We start from the raw sequence: 16,510 nt of genomic DNA on the forward strand, positions 1-16,510 counted from the left end.
GGCATCAGGAGGCGACGGCGTGGGCCGAGGCGGTGGCGGCGCCATCGCACCAGGCGCGGGCGTGGGCGCCGATGCGCTCGACGATGGCGCTGAGGTCGTCGACGGTGGTCTCCGGGTTGAGCAGGGTGAACTTCAGGTAGCGGCGGCCATCGACCCGGGTGGCGGCGATCACCGCCTCGCCGTGGCGCGAGAGGGCGGCGCGCACGTGGGCGTTCAGGGCGTCCAGCGCCTCGTCGTCCAGGTCGAGCTCCTCGGGCCGGTAGCGGAAGATCAGGGTGCTGAGCGGCGGGTCGAGCAGCACCTCGATGTCGGGCCGGGCGGACAGCCGCGCGTGGGCCTCGCCGGCCAGGTCCATGACCCGCTCGAACATCTCGCCCAGGGCGTCGGCGCCCATGATGCGCAGCGTCATCCACAGCTTCAGGGCGTCGAAGCGCTTGGTGGTCTGCAGGCTCTTGTTGACCTGGTCCGGCGTGCCTGCCAGCGCCTGGCTCTCGGGGTTCAGGTAGTCGGCGTGATGGGTGACGTGGCGCAGGTCGCTGGCGCGGCGCACCAGGAAGGCGCTGCAGCTCACCGGCTGGAAGAAGGTCTTGTGATAGTCGACGGTGACCGAGTCGGCGTGCTCGATGCCGGCCAGGCGGTGGCGCTCGCGGCGCGAGCACAGCAGGCCCCCGCCGTAGGCGGCGTCGACGTGCAGCCAGATGCCGTGCTCGCGGCACAGCGCGGCGATCTCCTCGAGCGGGTCGATGCTGCCGAAGTCGGTGGTGCCGGCGGTGGCCACCACCGCGATCGGGATCAGGTCGAGGGCGATGCATTCCTCGAGGCGCGCCTTGAGCGCCTGCGGGTCCATGCGGTAGTCCGCATCGGTGGCCACCGGCATCACCGCCTGGTAGCCGAGCCCGAGGATCGCCGCCGACTTCTGCAGGCTGAAGTGGCTGAGCTCCGAGCCGAGGATGCGCAGCCGCCGATGGTCCGCCGGCAGGCCCTGCTGCTTGTTGCCGCCGGGGCGGTCCTGGCGCGCGCCGTGATGGTCGCGGGCGATCATCAGCGCCATCAGGTTCGACTGGGTGCCGCCGCTGGTGAACACGCCGTCGGCGTCCTCGCCGAGGCCGATGCGCTCCGCCGTCCAGTCGATCAGCGACTGCTCGATGAAGGTGCCGCCGGCGCTCTGGTCGAAGGTGTCCAGCGAGGAGTTGATCGGCGCCAGGATCGCCTCGGCGAGCACGCCCGGCAGCACCACCGGGCAGTTCAGGTGGGCCACGTAGCGCGGATGATGGAAGTAGACGGCGTCGTCCAGGTAGACGCGCTCCAGCTCTTCCAGGGCCGGGCGCAGCTCGCCGAGCGGCGCGTCGAGGTCGATGGCCTCGAAGCGGCCGCGCAGCTCCTCGGGCCGGGCGCCGGTGAAGGGCCGCTCGACCTCGGCCACCTTGCGACGAACCAGGTCGATGCAGCGGGTCGCCTGCTGCCAGTAGGCCTCGGCGTGCCGGGCGTTGAACAGCTGATGGGATGCCAGCGGGGCGGGCTCGGTACCGAGTCGCGGCCCGGGCGCTTCAATCCGTGATGTCATGGGCACCTCGTTCTTTCTGCCTGGCCGGGCCACATGGCCCGGCGCCTGATGCCTCGCGAGCACGAGACAATGCTCCCTTACGAATACAAATCTTTATCATTAATGATATGTGCAGGAGTGATGACGCAGGCGAGGCGCGGAACTGAACCGTGAATAAGAATTTTTTTATTCAAGCGGCGGTGGATGGGCGGACACGGGGGAGGGAAGAGGGGGGAGGGAATAGAGAAGAGGGAAGCCCGTGCAGAAAATGCGCAGCGAACAAGGAGACGAACCCGCGCGGGCGCTGTCGTATCGCGTGAGGCCCGTCGGGCGTACTAGCCTGAACGGGCTCGACATTTCCCGACGGAGACCGACCCATGGCCCAAGCCCGGATTCTTCAGCAAGGCACGATCCACTGCTTCCCCGCCGGCCTGCGCGACGAGGCCGGCGAGCTCGTCAACGCCGAGATCTCCGCCGTGCTGTATGACGGCGAACGGCTGTTGATGGCCAGCGACAAGCCGGTGCCCGGCGACGAGCGCTCCGCGGTCTTCGCCCTGCCGCTGACGCCCGAGGGCCCGGACGACGCGCAACTGGAATACCTCTCCGCCGCACGCCTGCAGCAGGCGGTGAAGTACGAGGACTTCGCGCTGACCACCGACGGCCGCCACGTGCTGGCGGTGACCGGCTTCGACCGCATCGAGGAGCAGGGCCACGGGCTGAACGACTACAACCACCTGCTGATCTGGCCGCTCGGCGAACCCGAGGCGGTGCAGGTGGTGGACCCCGACCCGCGCGACGGCGTGGAGGGCTCGCTGGAGCTGCGGCGCAAGCTCAACCTCGCCATCGGCTACCCCTACTACAAGCTCGAGGGGCTGGCCACGGTGCCCGGCGAGCGCGGCGACGGCCTGCTGCTGTTCGGCGTGCGCGAGCAGGGCAACGCCCACGACGACTTCGAGTACGTCAGCCGCGTGGTGGGCGCGCACTACCAGATCACCGACAGCGGCAACATCGAGTTCATCGACGCCCTGCGCGAGCACTTCCGCTTCGTGCCCCACGAGCAGGACGGCGTGCGCTTCGAGTGCGGGCTCTCGAGCCTGGAGTACGATCCCTACCACGGCCGGCTCTACTTCCTGACCAGCTTCGAGGTCGAAGAGGGCGGCCGGGAGCGCATCGGCGGCTACCTGTGGGAGCTCGGCCTGGAGGAATTCCGCGACGGCGTGACGCCGCGGCTGGTGACCACGTCCGAAGGGGAAGCGCTGGAGTTCGAGCACAAGGCCGAGGGCCTGGCCGTGCTCGACCGCGAGCGGCTGTTCGTGGCCTACGACAACGACCGCAACCTCGAGCTCGGCAGCGTGGACGAGCGCGACGAACGCCACGCCTGCGAGGCGCCCTACACGATACTGGAGCTCACGGCGATTCCTGCTTCTTGAGCTGCTTGGTCCAGCGCTGGCGGGCGTACTTGCGCAGGTTCGCCACGTTGTCGGTCTCGTCGACGATGTCCTGGCCGAGGATCGTCTCGATGATGTCTTCCAGGGTGATGAGGCCGACCCAGGTGCCGAGGTCGTCGTAGACCACACACAGGTGCTGACGGCCCAGTACCATCATGGTGAACACCTGCTCGACGTTGTCCTCGGCCTGAATGGTCGGCACCGAGTGCATCAGCGACTTGAGGTCGACATCGTCGTCGGCCTGGTAGGTGTCGGCCTTGTGGATGTAGCCCAGCGCCTGCTCGCCGCCATCCATCACCGGGAAGCGCGTGAAGGGCGAGTGGCCCAGCTCGTCGTCGAACGCCTTCACCGTCATGCCGGCCTTCACCGTCACCGAGACGGTGCGCGGGGTCATCACGTCCTTCACGGGGATATCGTGCAGGTTGAGGATGTTGACGATGACGCGCGTCTCTTCCGGGTCCAGCGCCTTTTCCTCCTGACCGATCTGGGCCAGCGCCTTGATCTCGCCGCGCATGTCGGTGTCCATGGCGTCCTTGCCGATCCGCTTGGTGATCTGCTCGGACATCCAGATGAAGGGCTTGAGGCACCAGATCATCGCATCGAGCGTGGTGGTCAGCATGCCGGCGAGCTGCCGCCAGTAAGTGGCGCCGATGGTCTTGGGGATGATCTCGGAGACGAACAGGATCAGCAGTGTCATCAGCGCCGAGGCCACCCCCAGCCACGCCTCGCCGAACACCACCGTGACCTGGGCGCCGACGCCGGTGGCGCCCACCGTATGGGCGATGGTGTTCAGGGTGAGGATGGCGGCCAGCGGCTGATCGATGTTCTGCTTCAGGCGATTGAGCCGCGCGTGCAGCCTGGGCTTCGTGTCGCGTAGCTGGGCCACGTAGCTCGGGGTGGTGGAGAGCAGCGCCGCCTCGAGCAGCGAGCAGAGAAAGGAAACGCCGATGGAAAGGACTGCGAAGCCGATCAGCAGGAACATGGGGTCTCTTCTAGTGGCCAAGGAGGGTCGAGCCTGAGCATCTTCTCCCGAGCCATCGCCCCCTCGCAAGGCCAGCGGCTATGGCCTTGTCTCTCGGCTTTCGCTATCATACGCAGCCGCTGATAAGGGCCTATAGCTCAGTTGGTTAGAGCAGGGGACTCATAATCCCTTGGTCGTAGGTTCAAGTCCTACTGGGCCCACCATCCTCTTCTATTATCCAGCATTCAGCGCGCCTTCCCCTTATTTCCTTCTCTATATGTACGTCGCACTTCGCAAGCCTGGCTCCAGGCCTGTGGCGGCTCGCGTCCGTGACCGGCCGGTGATGCTTCACCGAGCAACACGCCGTTCTTACAGGCCTTCCCTGAACCCGCGTTCAAGCGGGATGGCCGCCTATGCCGATACCGGCTGGATGGCGAGCGGTAGAGCAGGCATGCTCACGGATATCCGATATCGCAGAACCAGGCGAGTACCCCATGTCAGACCCGTTCAAGCAGCTCCATGACGCCATGGACCAGTTCGCCACCGAGCGCGACTGGGACCAGTTCCACTCGCCCAAGAACCTGGCCATGGCGCTGACGGTGGAGGCGGCGGAGCTGCAGGAGTGCTTCCAGTGGCTGACCGAGGCGCAGTCCAGGGAGCTGGACGAGCAGCAACTGGCCGCCGTGCGCGACGAAATTGCCGATGTGCAGCTCTACCTGATCCGGCTGGCGGGCAAGCTGGGCGTGGATATCGAATCGGCATGCCGGGCGAAGATGGACAAAAACGCGGCAAAATACCCTTCAGATCGGGTGACGGGAAGTGCTAAAAAGTACACACATTACGCCGATGGTGAAACGGATTGAGTTGGGTCTGCTGCTGGTGGCCGGCGTTCACGAGGTGGCTGATGAATGAACAGGTGATCGAAGAAGCAGGGCAGATCAGCCCGGAGATCGAGCAGGCGCGGAAGACGCTCAAGCAGACAGGGACGGATACCGACTAGCCGGAAGGGCAGCGGCAAGGTGGTACCAGGGCGGAGGGCTCCAGGGATAGGAGGTCGGCCTTGAGCAGGGAACAATCTAAGTGGATAACGATGACAAACCACGGAGGGGGCCATGTACGAGGCCATGCATGATATCGGCGGAACGGTCGTTACCTATGTGATCTACGGCGTACTACTTCTGGGTGCTCTGGCACTGCTGCAGGTCTTGTTCGGTAGGCAGAAAAAACGTAGACGGAGAGGGAAAGATAAAAACTACTCTGAGACACTGATGGAACGCGGTGACGCCTACATTGCACGCTCCCACCTGATGACTCCAACCGAAAGAGAAGTCTATAAAGTTATAGAGAAAAGGTATGGTGAGAAATACTATATCTTTTGTCAGGTGCGTGTGGTTGATGTTATTCAGCCGAATTCAAAAAAGTACCACTCGAAAAGCAAAGAGTACCTGTCGCTGTTTCGCCAGTTGTCACAATGGCACTTTGACTATGTTCTTTGTGATAAGGGGGCTTTTAAGGTTTTTTGCGCGCTTGAACTGGACGACTCCAGTCATAATAGAGTGGATAGAAAGAAAAGAGATAGGATAATTAATGAGGCATGCAAAACCTCTGGCCTGAGACTGGAAAGGTTGGAGCTGAATCATAAAGACGGATCTGTAGATGTTGTTGGTAGGGGTTGAAGATGAATAAGTCTAGCGGAAATGCGAAAAAAAGCGAAGTTAAAAAAGAAAGCAAGAAAGCTTTCGTTGTGACGCCAATCGGCGCAGATAGGTCCGATATAAGAAGGGCTACAGATGGCTTGATTGCTACGGTGATTAGACCAGTTCTCTTGGCTCATGGGTACGATGAGGTTACATCCTCACACGAGGAAAGCGATCTTGGTTCAATAACCCAAAGAGTTATCAGGCACTTGATTGAAGATGATCTTGTGATTGTTAATCTCACAACGCTGAATGCGAATGTGATGTATGAACTCGGCATTCGACATGCAACAGCAAAACCAATTATTTTGCTTGCTGAAGACTCTACAAATCTTCCTTTTGATACTCAGGATCAAAGAACAATTAAGTATCAAAATGACATGATGGGTGTGGAAGAGCTTAAGAGTAGTTTAGTGGCAATGCTTTCTAATGATAAGCTTTTAAATGAAAAGAACGGTAATCCTGTTTATATTGCTGCGCAATCTAATATCATAGAGAATAACATATTGAGTTCTTTTCAGGATGGAGATTTCAATGGAGCTGAAAAAAGCGCTGTAGAGCTGATAATTGATAAGTTGCAATCTATTGAGCAAAGGGTTACTTATCTTGATAATGTTGTATCAAGAGTGCCGGGCTCATCTATGCGTAGCAAGGGTTTTAAGCGGACTCATCCCTATTATATGTCTGAGTCTGTTGACTCAGAAGAAGGTGTTGAGTGGGTGAGTCTGGAAATTTCAAAAAACGAGGCAATAGAGCTTTTTGATATATTAGTGGCTAAAAGCTATTTCTTGGATTTTGAGATCTCAGATAGCGACAAGGTGAGAATAAAAATCAAAAAATCTGGAAAGAATGACCTTATTGCGACAATTAATAGATTTGAGAGTGAAAGATGAAGTATGTAATTTTTGAGGTGCGTAAAAATAGTGGTGGAATTAGTGGGTGATAATTCAGAAAAGGTCAGTTCGGAAATCGAGCAGAGGCGGAAGACGCTCAAGCAGACAGGGACGGATACCGACTAGCCGGAAAGGCAGCGGCAAGGTGGTACCAGGGCGGAAGGCTCCAAGGATAGGAGGTCGGCCTTGAGCAAAAATATTATTTTCTATGATGGAGAACAGGTGTCATGGGCGATGGAACCGAAAAAAGAGGAGAAAAAAGTTCTGTTAAAGGAGTAGTTATTAAAGCTTTTCCGGCAGATATGGAGAGCGAGTGCAGAAAGCTTTTTGAGCTTGTTTCTGATGGTGCTAGGGAAGTGGTAGAAGAGTTAGGGTGCGATGCGGATGCAATGCAAGATGTCTCTTATCGTAAAAGGTTTTTTTCGTCCGCTAACAAAGGGTTTTATGAAGCCCAAGAAAAGGTGTTAAAAGCTTTTCTGGAAGAGGATGTTAGTTTCGAGAGAGAGCTCCTTTTGAGAGGCATTATGGATGTAGCAGTGTGGCAGATTTTTAGCTACCAGCTATATATTGCAAGAAGATTGTATAAAGAACAAAGACAGCCATCGTTAAAGCATTCGAGCGTTGAGTCAATGAAGGCAGCAGTGGATAGTTTGACTTCAGAAGATTTTTATTCAATTGCGTTGCTCTCTGATTTGACCTCTTTCGTCCAAGTGGGGGATGTCGTTGCATTTGACCCAGATCGCGGCTATACAATAGTTGAGGTTAAAGAAGGCGAAGTAAATAAAAGGATACTTGATTTTTCATCTTTCTACGAGAAAACAAGGTGTGCTAAAGCATTGAGCTTTTTCAAGGAACGTGAAGGTAAGAAAGTATATAAGCAGTTTGAGAGGGTGATGCGGCAAAAAGGAAGAATGAAGCACTTCCAAGAGATTATGGAATCTGGTGATAGTTATGATCCTGACTCCAAATATCAGGTGAGAATATCAGAGTCTGATGCGGAGATGGATTCTTGGGATGAAAAGCTAGATGATATAATAGAGAGATCTAAAGAAAGGGGGTGGGCTCTTGATGTTATAGAGAGCTGTCTTTTTGTTGCTGCTTATCGCAATAATTTTCGTTTTGCTTCAGATGTTATTTTCAACTACTGGTTTGAAGAGTGTGCTGGCAATGCTGATTTCCCAAAGGTAAATTTCATCGATTGCATGGGGATCCCTTTAGCGCTCCCAGTTCTATCAAGGCATATAGATAAAGAAGCAAAGTTTGATGTTTTGTTTGGGCGGGTTGTGGTTAGGTTTGGCCTTGATCTTGATGCGTTTATTGAGTTGTGCAATTCAATGGGCTTGAAGGCCAGGTGGTCAACTAGAAAGGAGGCTGAAAAAATCAAAAAAGAGACAGGAGGTTGTATGTCTTTTACTATTAATAAAAAAATGGTGTTTATTGAGGGGGAAGAAGGAGGGGTAGGCCCTTTGTCTGATGGAATTCTAGCAAGGATATTTTATCACGGGCTATCTCCCGTTTCCGCAGTTAAAATGTTGAAGCATCTTTTTAGCGTTGATTCATGGTGATGTGTCTCTTGATCTTTAGAGGGAAAGAAAAGCGTCAGCCGAGATGGTCAGAGTAAACGAGTATTGGTAGGTACGGCGCTCCCAACCCTCTGATTTTTCCACATAAAAGCATGTTTTGGCATGCTTCACTTCGCCTTCAAAATCCGCTGGCATAGTGTCTACATGATGTCGACGCCATAGACACCTGAAAGCCGGCATAGGCGTGTGAGCGGCTTTGCAATGCATTGATATTGTTGGCTTTGGCAAACATTGGCATGCCTTGGGGCTAACTCATAATCCCTCGGTCGCAGGTTCAAGCCCTGTTGTTACACCACCTTTATCCGCGAATTTCGGAGTCACGCTTGTGCCCCCAGCGTGCAAGGGGGCGGTCTCGAACGACCAGAGATGTGAGGGGTGGCGCCGGGCCGTGCCCCGCAGGCCCAGCCAGGCATCGATGAAGAGGGTCACCGGCGCGAAGCCGGTGACGAGTGATGCGGAGGGTGGCCCGGTCCCCACGATATCGACCCAGCGATATCGTGGGGGCCTTCGAATCTTCAGCGAGCGGGCCTTATGCCTTCAGGCTGTCGAGCAACAGCTCGGCGACGCCCTCGGAGGACATCGGGTTCTGGCCGGTGATGACCAGCCCATCCTGAATCGCGAAGGCGGTGAAGTCGGCCTTCTTCTCGTACAGGCCACCCTGCTGCTGCAGGCTGTCTTCCACCAGGAACGGCACGATCTCGGTGAGGCCGACGGCGTCTTCCTCGCCATTGGTGAAGCCGGTGACGCGCACGCCGTCGACGAAGGGCGTGCCATCCGCCTTCTTCGCCTTCAGCAGCACCGCAGGCGCGTGGCAGACCGCACTGACGGGCTTGCCGGCGGCGTGGAACTGCTCGATGAGGCGAATGGAGTCCGCATCATGGGTCAGGTCCCACAGCGGACCATGGCCGCCGGGGTAGAAGATGGCATCGAAATCCTCGACCTTCATCTCGGACAGCACCGCGGTGTTGGCCAGGTCACGCTGGGCGTGCTCGTCCTGGTCGAAGCGGCGAGTGGCGTCTGTCTGGAAGTCTTCGCCTTCACTGGCCGGGTCTAGCGGAGGCTTTCCGCCCTGGGGAGACGCCAGGGTGACCTCGACACCGGCGTCCTTCAGCACGTAGTAGGGCGCTGCCAGCTCTTCCAGCCAGAAGCCTGTCTTCTTGCCAGTATCTCCCAGGGTATCGTGGGAGGTGACAACAACCAGTACCTTGCTCATGGGGCTCTCCTGTCTCGTGCGGAATCATCCGCAAGCTCGATGATGGGGGTGACGCGCAGGCTTCGTCTAGCGCGTCGGCATCAGGTGCACTTCGCGGATATTGGCTCGCGGCGCGGCACTGATGGCGTACAGCACGGCGTCGGCAACGTCCTGCGGGTGCAGCTTGTCCGGCTTGGGCTGGTCGAAGAAGGGCGTGTTGACCATGCCCGGGGTGATGGTAGTGCAGCGGCCCTGCCACTCGGCCATTTCCAGCGCCAGGTTCTGGCCAAAGCCGTAGGCGAACCACTTGCTTGAGCTGTAGATCGACCCCGCATGGGTGTCGCGCCCCGCCACCGAGCTGGTGAGGATGAAATGCCCCTGGCGCGCTCTCAGGTGGGGCAGGGTGGCGTGAGCGGTCCACAGCAGCGCGTTGATGTTGATATCGATGACGTGCTTCCACTCCTCCGGGTCGCCCTGTTCCGTACCCGGCTGGCTGATGCCGGTGCCGGCGTTGGCGAAGGCAACGTCCAGGTGGCCGTAGTGGGCTACCGCACGCGCCACGACGTCCGCCATCTGATCGTAGTCGGTGGCATCGGCGGCAATGGCCAGTACCTTGTCGTGACCCAGCTCCTCCGCCAGGGCGGCAAGACGCTCCTCGCGGCGCGCCGTGACGACCACCTTGTGGCCGGCCTCTACCAGCGTGCGCGCGGTGGCCTCGCCAATGCCGCTGGAGGCACCGGTAATCAGTACGATCTTTTCGCTGGCAGTGTCTGTCATCTGTCCCCCTGTCATGATGGGCTCCTGTGAGTCGAGTGCTGCGTTTACGTCTGGTGTCACGGTAACCTCTGCTCGACCATCGCCATAATCGATAGTGCGTATACGCACTATTATTGAGGCAAATAGCTGGTGGGTCGCCGCCACCTCAGACGCTGCCGTGAGTGCCCCGGATGAAACTCAACTACGACCTCAACCTGCTGCGGACCTTCCATGCGTTGTACCTGGAGCAGAACGTCACCCGCGCGGGAGAACGCCTGCATCTCAGCCAGCCGTCGGTGAGCGCTGCCTTGAGCCGCCTGCGCGAGCTGTTCAACGACCCGTTGTTCATCCGCGACCGCCAGCGCATGCGTCCGACCGAGAAGGCCGACCACCTCTTTCCCGTCATCGAGGCAGCGTTGACCGATCTGGATGGCCTGATTACCAGCGAGCGGGACTTTTCACCGGCCACCGAGCAGCGCCATTTCGAGATCGCGGCCAACGACTATTTCGAAGTGCTGATACTGCCCGCGCTGGCCGGGGTCCTGCGCGAGCAGGCGCCGGGCATCACCCTGCAGGTGCGTCGCCTGTCACAGGACATGAGCGAGGCCGGCGTCATGAGCGGCACGACCGATCTGGCGTTCGGGCGCCAGGTCGATCCTCCCGATAATCTGGTCGTGCGCGAGGTCATCCGCGAGGGGATCGAGTGTCTGGTCGGCAACGGGCACCCGCTGCTGGAGCGGCTGGAAGGCAATGGGCAGATGACAAGGGACGATTTCGAGCGCTATGCCCATGTCCTGGTGCAGCCCCATGCGCGCCTGAAAAGCGGCATCTTCAAGCAGCTCGAGGGCCAGGGCTTGAAGCGAGAGGTGGCGTTGGCCGTGACCTACTTCATGGCGGTGCCTCCGCTGCTTGAGCGTTCCTCGCTGATCGCCAGCCTGCCCACGGGGCTCTGCCAGCACTTCCGGCGCCAGTTCGGCGTGACGCCGGTGGCGCCCCCGGTGGCCTTCGACGCCTTTCCCTTCCATCTCAGCTGGCATCGCCGCTATCAGAAGGACCCGGCACATCGCTGGCTGCGCGAACAGATCATCGCGTGCTGTCGCACGCTGCCTGACCGGGGCGCGCTGACGTAAGGGCGTATCGATCATCTCGGCGGTTAGACCGTTGCTCGCGCCGACCCGGGCCGGCGTGGCGACACCGCGATGAAGGTGTGCGTCATGCGAGCCCGCGGATGGTGTTTCTGCAACACGTTATGTTATAACCTTCCGCCCTTCGCGAGCGGCGAGACAGGAGCATGACGTGACATCACCGGCATACGCCCCCGTTCTCGGGGTGGATGACCTGCGCATCCGGCTCGGCCAGCGGCCGGTGGTGGACGGCCTCTCGTTCGCCGTCCAGCCGGGCGAGCGGGTCTGCCTGATCGGCCCGTCGGGCTCCGGCAAGTCGCTTACCGCCGGGGCGATCCTCGGCCTGACGCCGCCCGCGGCCCGCATCGACGGCGCCATCCGCCTCAACGGCCTCGAGGTCGGCGGGGTGCGCGCGACCCGGCGGCCGGCGCAGGCCCGCGCCGGCATGGTGTTCCAGAACACCCAGGCCGCGCTCAACCCGCTGGTCAGCGTGGGCGTCCAGCTGCGCGAGCCCTTCCGGCGCTTCCAGGGGCTCTCCCGCCGCGAGGCGCAGCAGGCGGCCGTCGCGCTGCTGGGGCGGATGAACCTCGCCGAGCCCGAGCGGGTCATGCGGCGTTCGCCGGCGGAGCTCTCCGGCGGCCAGCGTCAGCGGGCCTGCCTGGCGCTGGCGCTGGCCTGCCGGCCGTCGCTGATCGTCGCCGACGAGCCCACCACGGCGCTCGACGTGCTGACCCAGGCCGAGGTGCTGGCGCTGCTGCGCGAGACCACCGGCACCGCCGACACGCCCGCGCTGCTGTTCATCTCCCACGACATGGCCGCCGCCTCGCGGCTGTGCGAGCGCGCGCTGATCATCGATCAGGGCCGGCTGGTGGAGAGCGGTCGGCTGGCCGACATCATCGCCGCGCCGCGTCACCGCTTCTCCCGCGAGCTGGTCGCGGCGCTGGGCCACCGCGAACGCCTCCAGGCGCCGGCCGAGCCGCCGCGTCTTCGGGCGGCAGGGTAGGCCCATGACGATGCCCGAACTCAACGACGACGGCTCGCTGCTGCGGGTCTCCGGGGTCGGCAAGCGCATGCCCGGGCCGCGGCGCTGGTGGGGCGGCCGCGACTGGCGCTACACCCTGCGCGACATCGACTTTCGCCTGTACCCCGGCGAGCTGATCGGCCTGGCCGGGGTATCCGGCGCCGGCAAGTCGACGCTCTTGAACCTGATGCTCGGCCTGACCCGGGCCGACGGCGGCGAGATCGTCTGCCGGGGGCGGCGAATCGCGCCGGGCTCGGCGCGCGCGCTGCGCTGGTATCGCCGCGTGGTGCAGGTCATCCCCCAGGATCCGGCGGCCTCGCTGGACCCGCGCATGCGCGTCGGCGAGCTGATCCGCGAGCCGCTGGTGCGGCTGGGCATCGAGGGCCCGCACGAGCCGCGGGTGGGCGAGGCGCTGGAGCAGGTCGGCCTGGACGGCGGCTATCTGATGCGCCGCCCGGCCGAGCTCTCCGGTGGCCAGGCCCAGCGGGTGGCCATCGCCCGGGCCATGGCCGTGCGCCCGCGGCTGCTGCTGGCCGACGAGCCGCTCAGCGGCCTCGACCTGCCGCTCCAGGCCCAGGTGACCCGGGTGCTGAAGACGCTGCACCACGAGGCCGGCATCGGCCTGCTGCTGATCTCCCATGACCTCTCGGTGGTCTGCCGGCTGTGCCAGCGCACCCTGGTGCTGGACGACGGCGCGATCATCGAGGACCGCCCCACCGAGGCGCTGTTCCGCGCGCCGGCGCACGAGCGCACGGCGGCGCTGATCCGGGCCGCGGCCATGCTGCCGGGCCAGGATCTTCCTCCGACGTCTCTTACCCCCGGTTCCCTTTCCGCCGCCACGCCGGCCCATCGTTCCCAGGAGCTAGCCCCTTGAGCCTTCGCCCCTTGTCCCTTCGTCATGCCTTGCCGCTTCCGTTCACGCTGCTCTCGCTGGCCCTGCTGGCCGGCTGCCAGCAGGAGGAGTCGGCCTCCACCGAGAATGCCGGCGAGACCGTCGGCGAGAGCGCCACCGAGACCGCCGATGCCGGCGAGCGGCGCCTCAGGGTCGCCATGCTGCAGCCGCCGCGCTCCGGGCTGAACCCGCTGACCGACGATGCCTTCAAGCTGTCGCGCTGGAGCACCGCCGAGACGCTGATCCGCCTCGATGACGACGGCAGCCCCGAGCCCTTCCTGGCCACCGAGTGGGAGCGGCTCGACCCGTACCGCTGGCGCTTCGCGATCCGCGACGACGTGGCCTTCCACGACGGCACGCCGCTGACCGCCGAGCGCGTGGTGGCCTCGCTGACTGCCGCCACGAACGCCGCGCCCAAGCCGCGCATCCTCGACGGCGTGGACATGACGATCGAGGCCGACGGCGACGGGGCGGTGATCGTGCGCACCGCCGAGGCCGATCCGCTGGTGCCCAATCGCCTGTCCAGCCCGCAGCTGGCGATCCTCGCCGAGCGGGCCTACCGCGATGACGGCACCGTCAATCCGACCGAGGCCGGCACCGGGCCCTTCGTGCTCGAGGAGATCAACGGCACCCAGAGCGCGCGCCTCGACCGCTTCGAGGGCTACTGGGGCGAGCGCGCCGAGCTCGCCGGCATCGATGCCGACTACGTGCCGGACGGCACGGCCCGCGGCGCGGCGCTGCGCACCGGCGAGGCCGACGTGGTCGAGGCGGTGCCGGTGTCCCAGGTCGCGCTGATCGACCCCGAGCTGATCCACGAGGTGCCGATGCCGCGCACCAACACCCTCTATCTCAACACCGAGTCCGGGCCGCTGGCGGACCCGGCGCTGCGGGCGGCGGCGCGCGAGGCGCTCGACCGCGAGGCCATCGTGCGCACCGTCTACGAGAATCGCGCCGACATCGCCAACGGCCTGCTGGGCCCGGCGCTGCAGTGGGCCGACGGGCTGCGCACGCCGGTGCAGGGGCGGCCCGAGGCCGCGGACCCGGAGGGCGTCGCCATCACCCTGGGCACCTTCACCGACCGCGCCGAGCTGCCCGAGGTCGCGGTGCTGCTGGAGCAGCAGCTCGAGGCCGCGGGCTTCGACGTCCAGCAGGAGGTGCGCCAGTACGCGCACATCGAGGCGGACATGCTGGCCGGCGAGTTCGACGCCTTCATCCTGTCCCGGGCGACCATGCTCGACTCCGGCGACCCGGTGGCCTACATGGTCAGCGACTTCGCCTGCGAGGGCTCCTTCAATATCGCCCAGCTGTGCGATGCCGAGGTCGAGGCGGCGCTGGAGAAGGCCGCCGACCTGGAGCCGGGGCCGCAGCGCCGCCAGGCGATCATCGACGCCGAGGCGGCGATCCTCGCCACCGATGCCGCGGTGCCGATGCTCCACGAGCGGGTCATCCAGGGCGAGGCCACCCGCGTCGCCGGCGCCGTGCGCGACCCGCGCGAGCGCGAGCTGATCAACGAGCACACCCGGTTCATCGACGATGGCGCCGAGTAAGGGCGCGAGCCCGTCGGAGCGACCCTCGTTGCGCGGCCCGTCGATCGCGTGGGGCGCGCTGCTGCCGACCCTGTCGCGGCTGCTCACCCTCGGCGGCGTGGTGGTGCTGGTGGGCCTGCTGCCGTGGCTCTCGGGGCGCGACCCGGCGCTCAGCATCCTGCGCGCCCGGGCCGGCGACCAGAACCCGACCCCGGAGGCACTCGATGCCATCCGCGAGCAGCTGGGCCTGGCCATGGGGCCGCTCGAGACGCTCGGCCACTGGGTCGGCGGCCTGCTGCACGGCGATGCCGGCACCTCCTGGATCTCCGGTACCCCGGTGCTGCCGGGCCTGCTGCAGGCGGCCGGGGTGTCGCTTGCGCTGATGGCGGCGGCGCTGGTCGTCGCGCTTTCCACCGCGCTGCTGGTCTGCCTGCCGGCCCTGCGGCGCGGCCTCGACGGTCGTCCGGCGCCGAGCTCGGGCGCGATGGCCGCGGCCGTCACGGCGCTGCCGGAGTTTTTGCTCGCGGCGCTGCTGCTGGTGGTGTTCGCCGCCTGGCTGCGCTGGCTGCCGCCCTATGGCTGGGGCGAGTGGCGCCACCTGGTGCTGCCGGCGCTGTCGCTGGGGCTGCCGGCCGGCGGCCTGCTGGGGCGGCTGTTCAGCGACGGCCTGACCTCGGCCTTCGCCGAGCGCTGGGTCGCGACCTGGCACATGGCGGGCTTCTCGCGGCGGTGCCTGGCGCTGGCCGCGCTGAAGCGCACCCTGCCGAGCCTGATGCCCCAGGTGGGGCTGGTGGTGGTGGGCCTGACCGGCGGGGCGATCGCCGTCGAGCAGGTGTTCTCGATTCCCGGCCTCGGCCGGGCCACGCTCGGCGCGGCCTCCGCCCAGGACCTGCCGGCGCTGCAGACCGGCATCCTGATCCTGCTGGCCATTGCCGTGGCGCTGGGCGGGCTGGCCAACCTCGGCCGCTCGCTGCTGCTGGGCCGGGCGATGCGGGCCGGCGCGGTGCCGGTGGCGGCCCCGGTGGCCCACGGCGGCGGCCGGCGCTGGATCGTGCCGTCGGTGGCGGCGGCGCTGCTGCTGACGATCGTGCTGGCGGGGCTCGCCCGCGATCCGATGACCTCGGCCTACCTGCGCCTGCAGCCGCCGGGGGCGGGGCTGCCGCTGGGCGCCGACGGCATCGGCCGCGACATCCTCGCGCGGGTCAGCCACGGCGCGCTCTCCACCATGGGCATGGCGCTGGCCACGGTGCTGGTCACCTTCGTGCTGGGGCTCGCGATCGGGCTGATGCCGCGGCTGGCGGCCGGGCCCATCGAGGTCACCAACGCCACGCCGCCGGTGATTGCCGGGCTGATCGTGGCCGGCCTGATGGGGCCGAGCGCCGCCGGCGCGGTGATCGCGGTGACGGCGGTGAGCTGGGCGCCGCTGGCGGCGCACACCTCGGCGCTGGTCAGCGAGACCCTGGCCCAGCCGCACGTGCGCATCACCCCGGTGCTCGGCGTGGGGCGCTGGCGGCTGCTGTCGCGCTACGTGCTGCCCGCGCTGGTCGGGCCGGTGTTCCGCCACGCCATGCTGCGCCTGCCGGGCACCGCGCTGGCGCTGGCCGCCCTCGGTTTCCTCGGGCTCGGCCCGCGGCCGCCGGCCCCGGAATGGGGGCTTCTGCTCGCCGACAGCATGCCCTACCTGGAGCGCGCGCCCTGGGCGGTGCTGGTGCCGTCGCTGGCGCTGGTGCTGATGTCGATCCTGGCGGTCTCGCTTTCCGGCCTGTGGCGCGGGCGCGAGGCCGGCGGGGCGTGACGGGGCGGGCGCCTCGATCATACGCACGACAAAGGGGCCCCTGGGGGCCCCTTTGTCGTTCTGGCGGTCTGCCGGGCGG

General features: G+C 63.8%; 14 protein-coding genes and 1 tRNA gene. 11 read left to right on the top strand and 4 right to left on the bottom strand.

Features of this window, described 5'->3' with window-relative positions; genetic code table 11:
* Positions 1-4 precede the first annotated feature (4 nt).
* Positions 5-1,564 (bottom strand): pyridoxal phosphate-dependent decarboxylase family protein, encoded by a 1,560-nt coding sequence (locus UYS_RS0210605; protein ID WP_016855486.1) that lies wholly within the window; start codon positions 1,562-1,564, stop codon positions 5-7.
* A gap of 356 nt (positions 1,565-1,920) precedes the next feature.
* Between UYS_RS0210605 and UYS_RS0210610 the strand changes: the two genes are divergently transcribed.
* A complete protein-coding gene (locus UYS_RS0210610) occupies positions 1,921-2,973 on the top strand; it encodes a hypothetical protein (RefSeq protein ID WP_016855487.1) in 1,053 nt (350 codons plus the stop codon).
* On the opposite strand, the gene UYS_RS0210615 is transcribed toward UYS_RS0210610, so the two are convergent.
* The gene (locus tag UYS_RS0210615; RefSeq protein ID WP_016855488.1) at positions 2,951-3,973 is read right to left on the bottom strand and encodes a CNNM domain-containing protein; all 1,023 of its coding nucleotides are present in this window, start codon (positions 3,971-3,973) and stop codon (positions 2,951-2,953) included. The two genes, UYS_RS0210610 and UYS_RS0210615, sit on opposite strands and share 23 nt — an antisense overlap.
* 126 nt (positions 3,974-4,099) lie before the next feature.
* On the opposite strand from UYS_RS0210615, the gene UYS_RS0210620 reads away from it, so the two are divergent.
* The 5 genes from UYS_RS0210620 to UYS_RS18505 all read left to right on the top strand — a co-directional run bounded on the left by UYS_RS0210620 (position 4,100) and on the right by UYS_RS18505 (position 8,107).
* Positions 4,100-4,176 (top strand) — tRNA-Ile (locus UYS_RS0210620).
* A gap of 270 nt (positions 4,177-4,446) precedes the next feature.
* Complete coding sequence (locus tag UYS_RS0210625) at positions 4,447-4,815, top strand: nucleotide pyrophosphohydrolase (protein ID WP_016855489.1); 369 nt, start codon at positions 4,447-4,449, stop codon at positions 4,813-4,815.
* A gap of 249 nt (positions 4,816-5,064) precedes the next feature.
* Entirely contained in the window at positions 5,065-5,628 is a 564-nt protein-coding gene (locus UYS_RS18085; RefSeq protein WP_083868124.1) for a DUF2726 domain-containing protein, read from the top strand.
* A 2-nt stretch (positions 5,629-5,630) separates the two neighbouring features.
* On the top strand, positions 5,631-6,542 hold the full coding sequence (locus tag UYS_RS18500) for a hypothetical protein (RefSeq protein ID WP_156821600.1): 912 nt from the start codon (positions 5,631-5,633) through the stop codon (positions 6,540-6,542).
* A 227-nt stretch (positions 6,543-6,769) separates the two neighbouring features.
* Complete coding sequence (locus UYS_RS18505; protein ID WP_156821601.1) at positions 6,770-8,107, top strand: hypothetical protein; 1,338 nt, start codon at positions 6,770-6,772, stop codon at positions 8,105-8,107.
* 547 nt (positions 8,108-8,654) lie between these two features.
* Here the strand turns inward: UYS_RS18505 and UYS_RS0210640 are convergent.
* Both UYS_RS0210640 and UYS_RS0210645 read right to left on the bottom strand, forming a co-directional pair.
* Positions 8,655-9,338, bottom strand: coding sequence for a type 1 glutamine amidotransferase domain-containing protein (locus UYS_RS0210640; RefSeq protein ID WP_016855491.1), 684 nt, complete (start codon positions 9,336-9,338; stop codon positions 8,655-8,657).
* A gap of 66 nt (positions 9,339-9,404) precedes the next feature.
* Positions 9,405-10,094 (bottom strand): SDR family oxidoreductase, encoded by a 690-nt coding sequence (locus tag UYS_RS0210645; RefSeq protein ID WP_016855492.1) that lies wholly within the window; start codon positions 10,092-10,094, stop codon positions 9,405-9,407.
* Positions 10,095-10,264: 170 nt separating this feature from the next.
* Here UYS_RS0210645 and UYS_RS0210650 point away from each other — a divergent pair, with 170 nt between their 5' ends.
* The 5 genes from UYS_RS0210650 to UYS_RS0210675 all read left to right on the top strand — a co-directional run bounded on the left by UYS_RS0210650 (position 10,265) and on the right by UYS_RS0210675 (position 16,431).
* A complete protein-coding gene (locus UYS_RS0210650; protein ID WP_016855493.1) occupies positions 10,265-11,203 on the top strand; it encodes a LysR family transcriptional regulator in 939 nt (312 codons plus the stop codon).
* Between the two features lie 166 nt (positions 11,204-11,369).
* On the top strand, positions 11,370-12,200 hold the full coding sequence (locus tag UYS_RS17300) for an ATP-binding cassette domain-containing protein (RefSeq protein ID WP_040478282.1): 831 nt from the start codon (positions 11,370-11,372) through the stop codon (positions 12,198-12,200).
* Positions 12,201-12,204: 4 nt separating this feature from the next.
* Positions 12,205-13,092, top strand: a complete 888-nt coding sequence (locus tag UYS_RS0210665) for an ABC transporter ATP-binding protein (RefSeq protein ID WP_016855495.1) — start codon at positions 12,205-12,207, stop codon at positions 13,090-13,092.
* The gene (locus tag UYS_RS0210670) at positions 13,089-14,657 is read left to right on the top strand and encodes an ABC transporter substrate-binding protein (protein ID WP_237738453.1); all 1,569 of its coding nucleotides are present in this window, start codon (positions 13,089-13,091) and stop codon (positions 14,655-14,657) included. The genes UYS_RS0210665 and UYS_RS0210670 overlap by 4 nt, the downstream gene beginning before the upstream one ends.
* Before the next feature lie 28 nt (positions 14,658-14,685).
* Positions 14,686-16,431, top strand: coding sequence for an ABC transporter permease subunit (locus UYS_RS0210675; RefSeq protein WP_016855497.1), 1,746 nt, complete (start codon positions 14,686-14,688; stop codon positions 16,429-16,431).
* Positions 16,432-16,510: the final 79 nt, after the last annotated feature.

It is taken from the genome of Halomonas smyrnensis AAD6, assembly GCF_000265245.1.
Classification (GTDB): domain Bacteria; phylum Pseudomonadota; class Gammaproteobacteria; order Pseudomonadales; family Halomonadaceae; genus Halomonas; species Halomonas smyrnensis.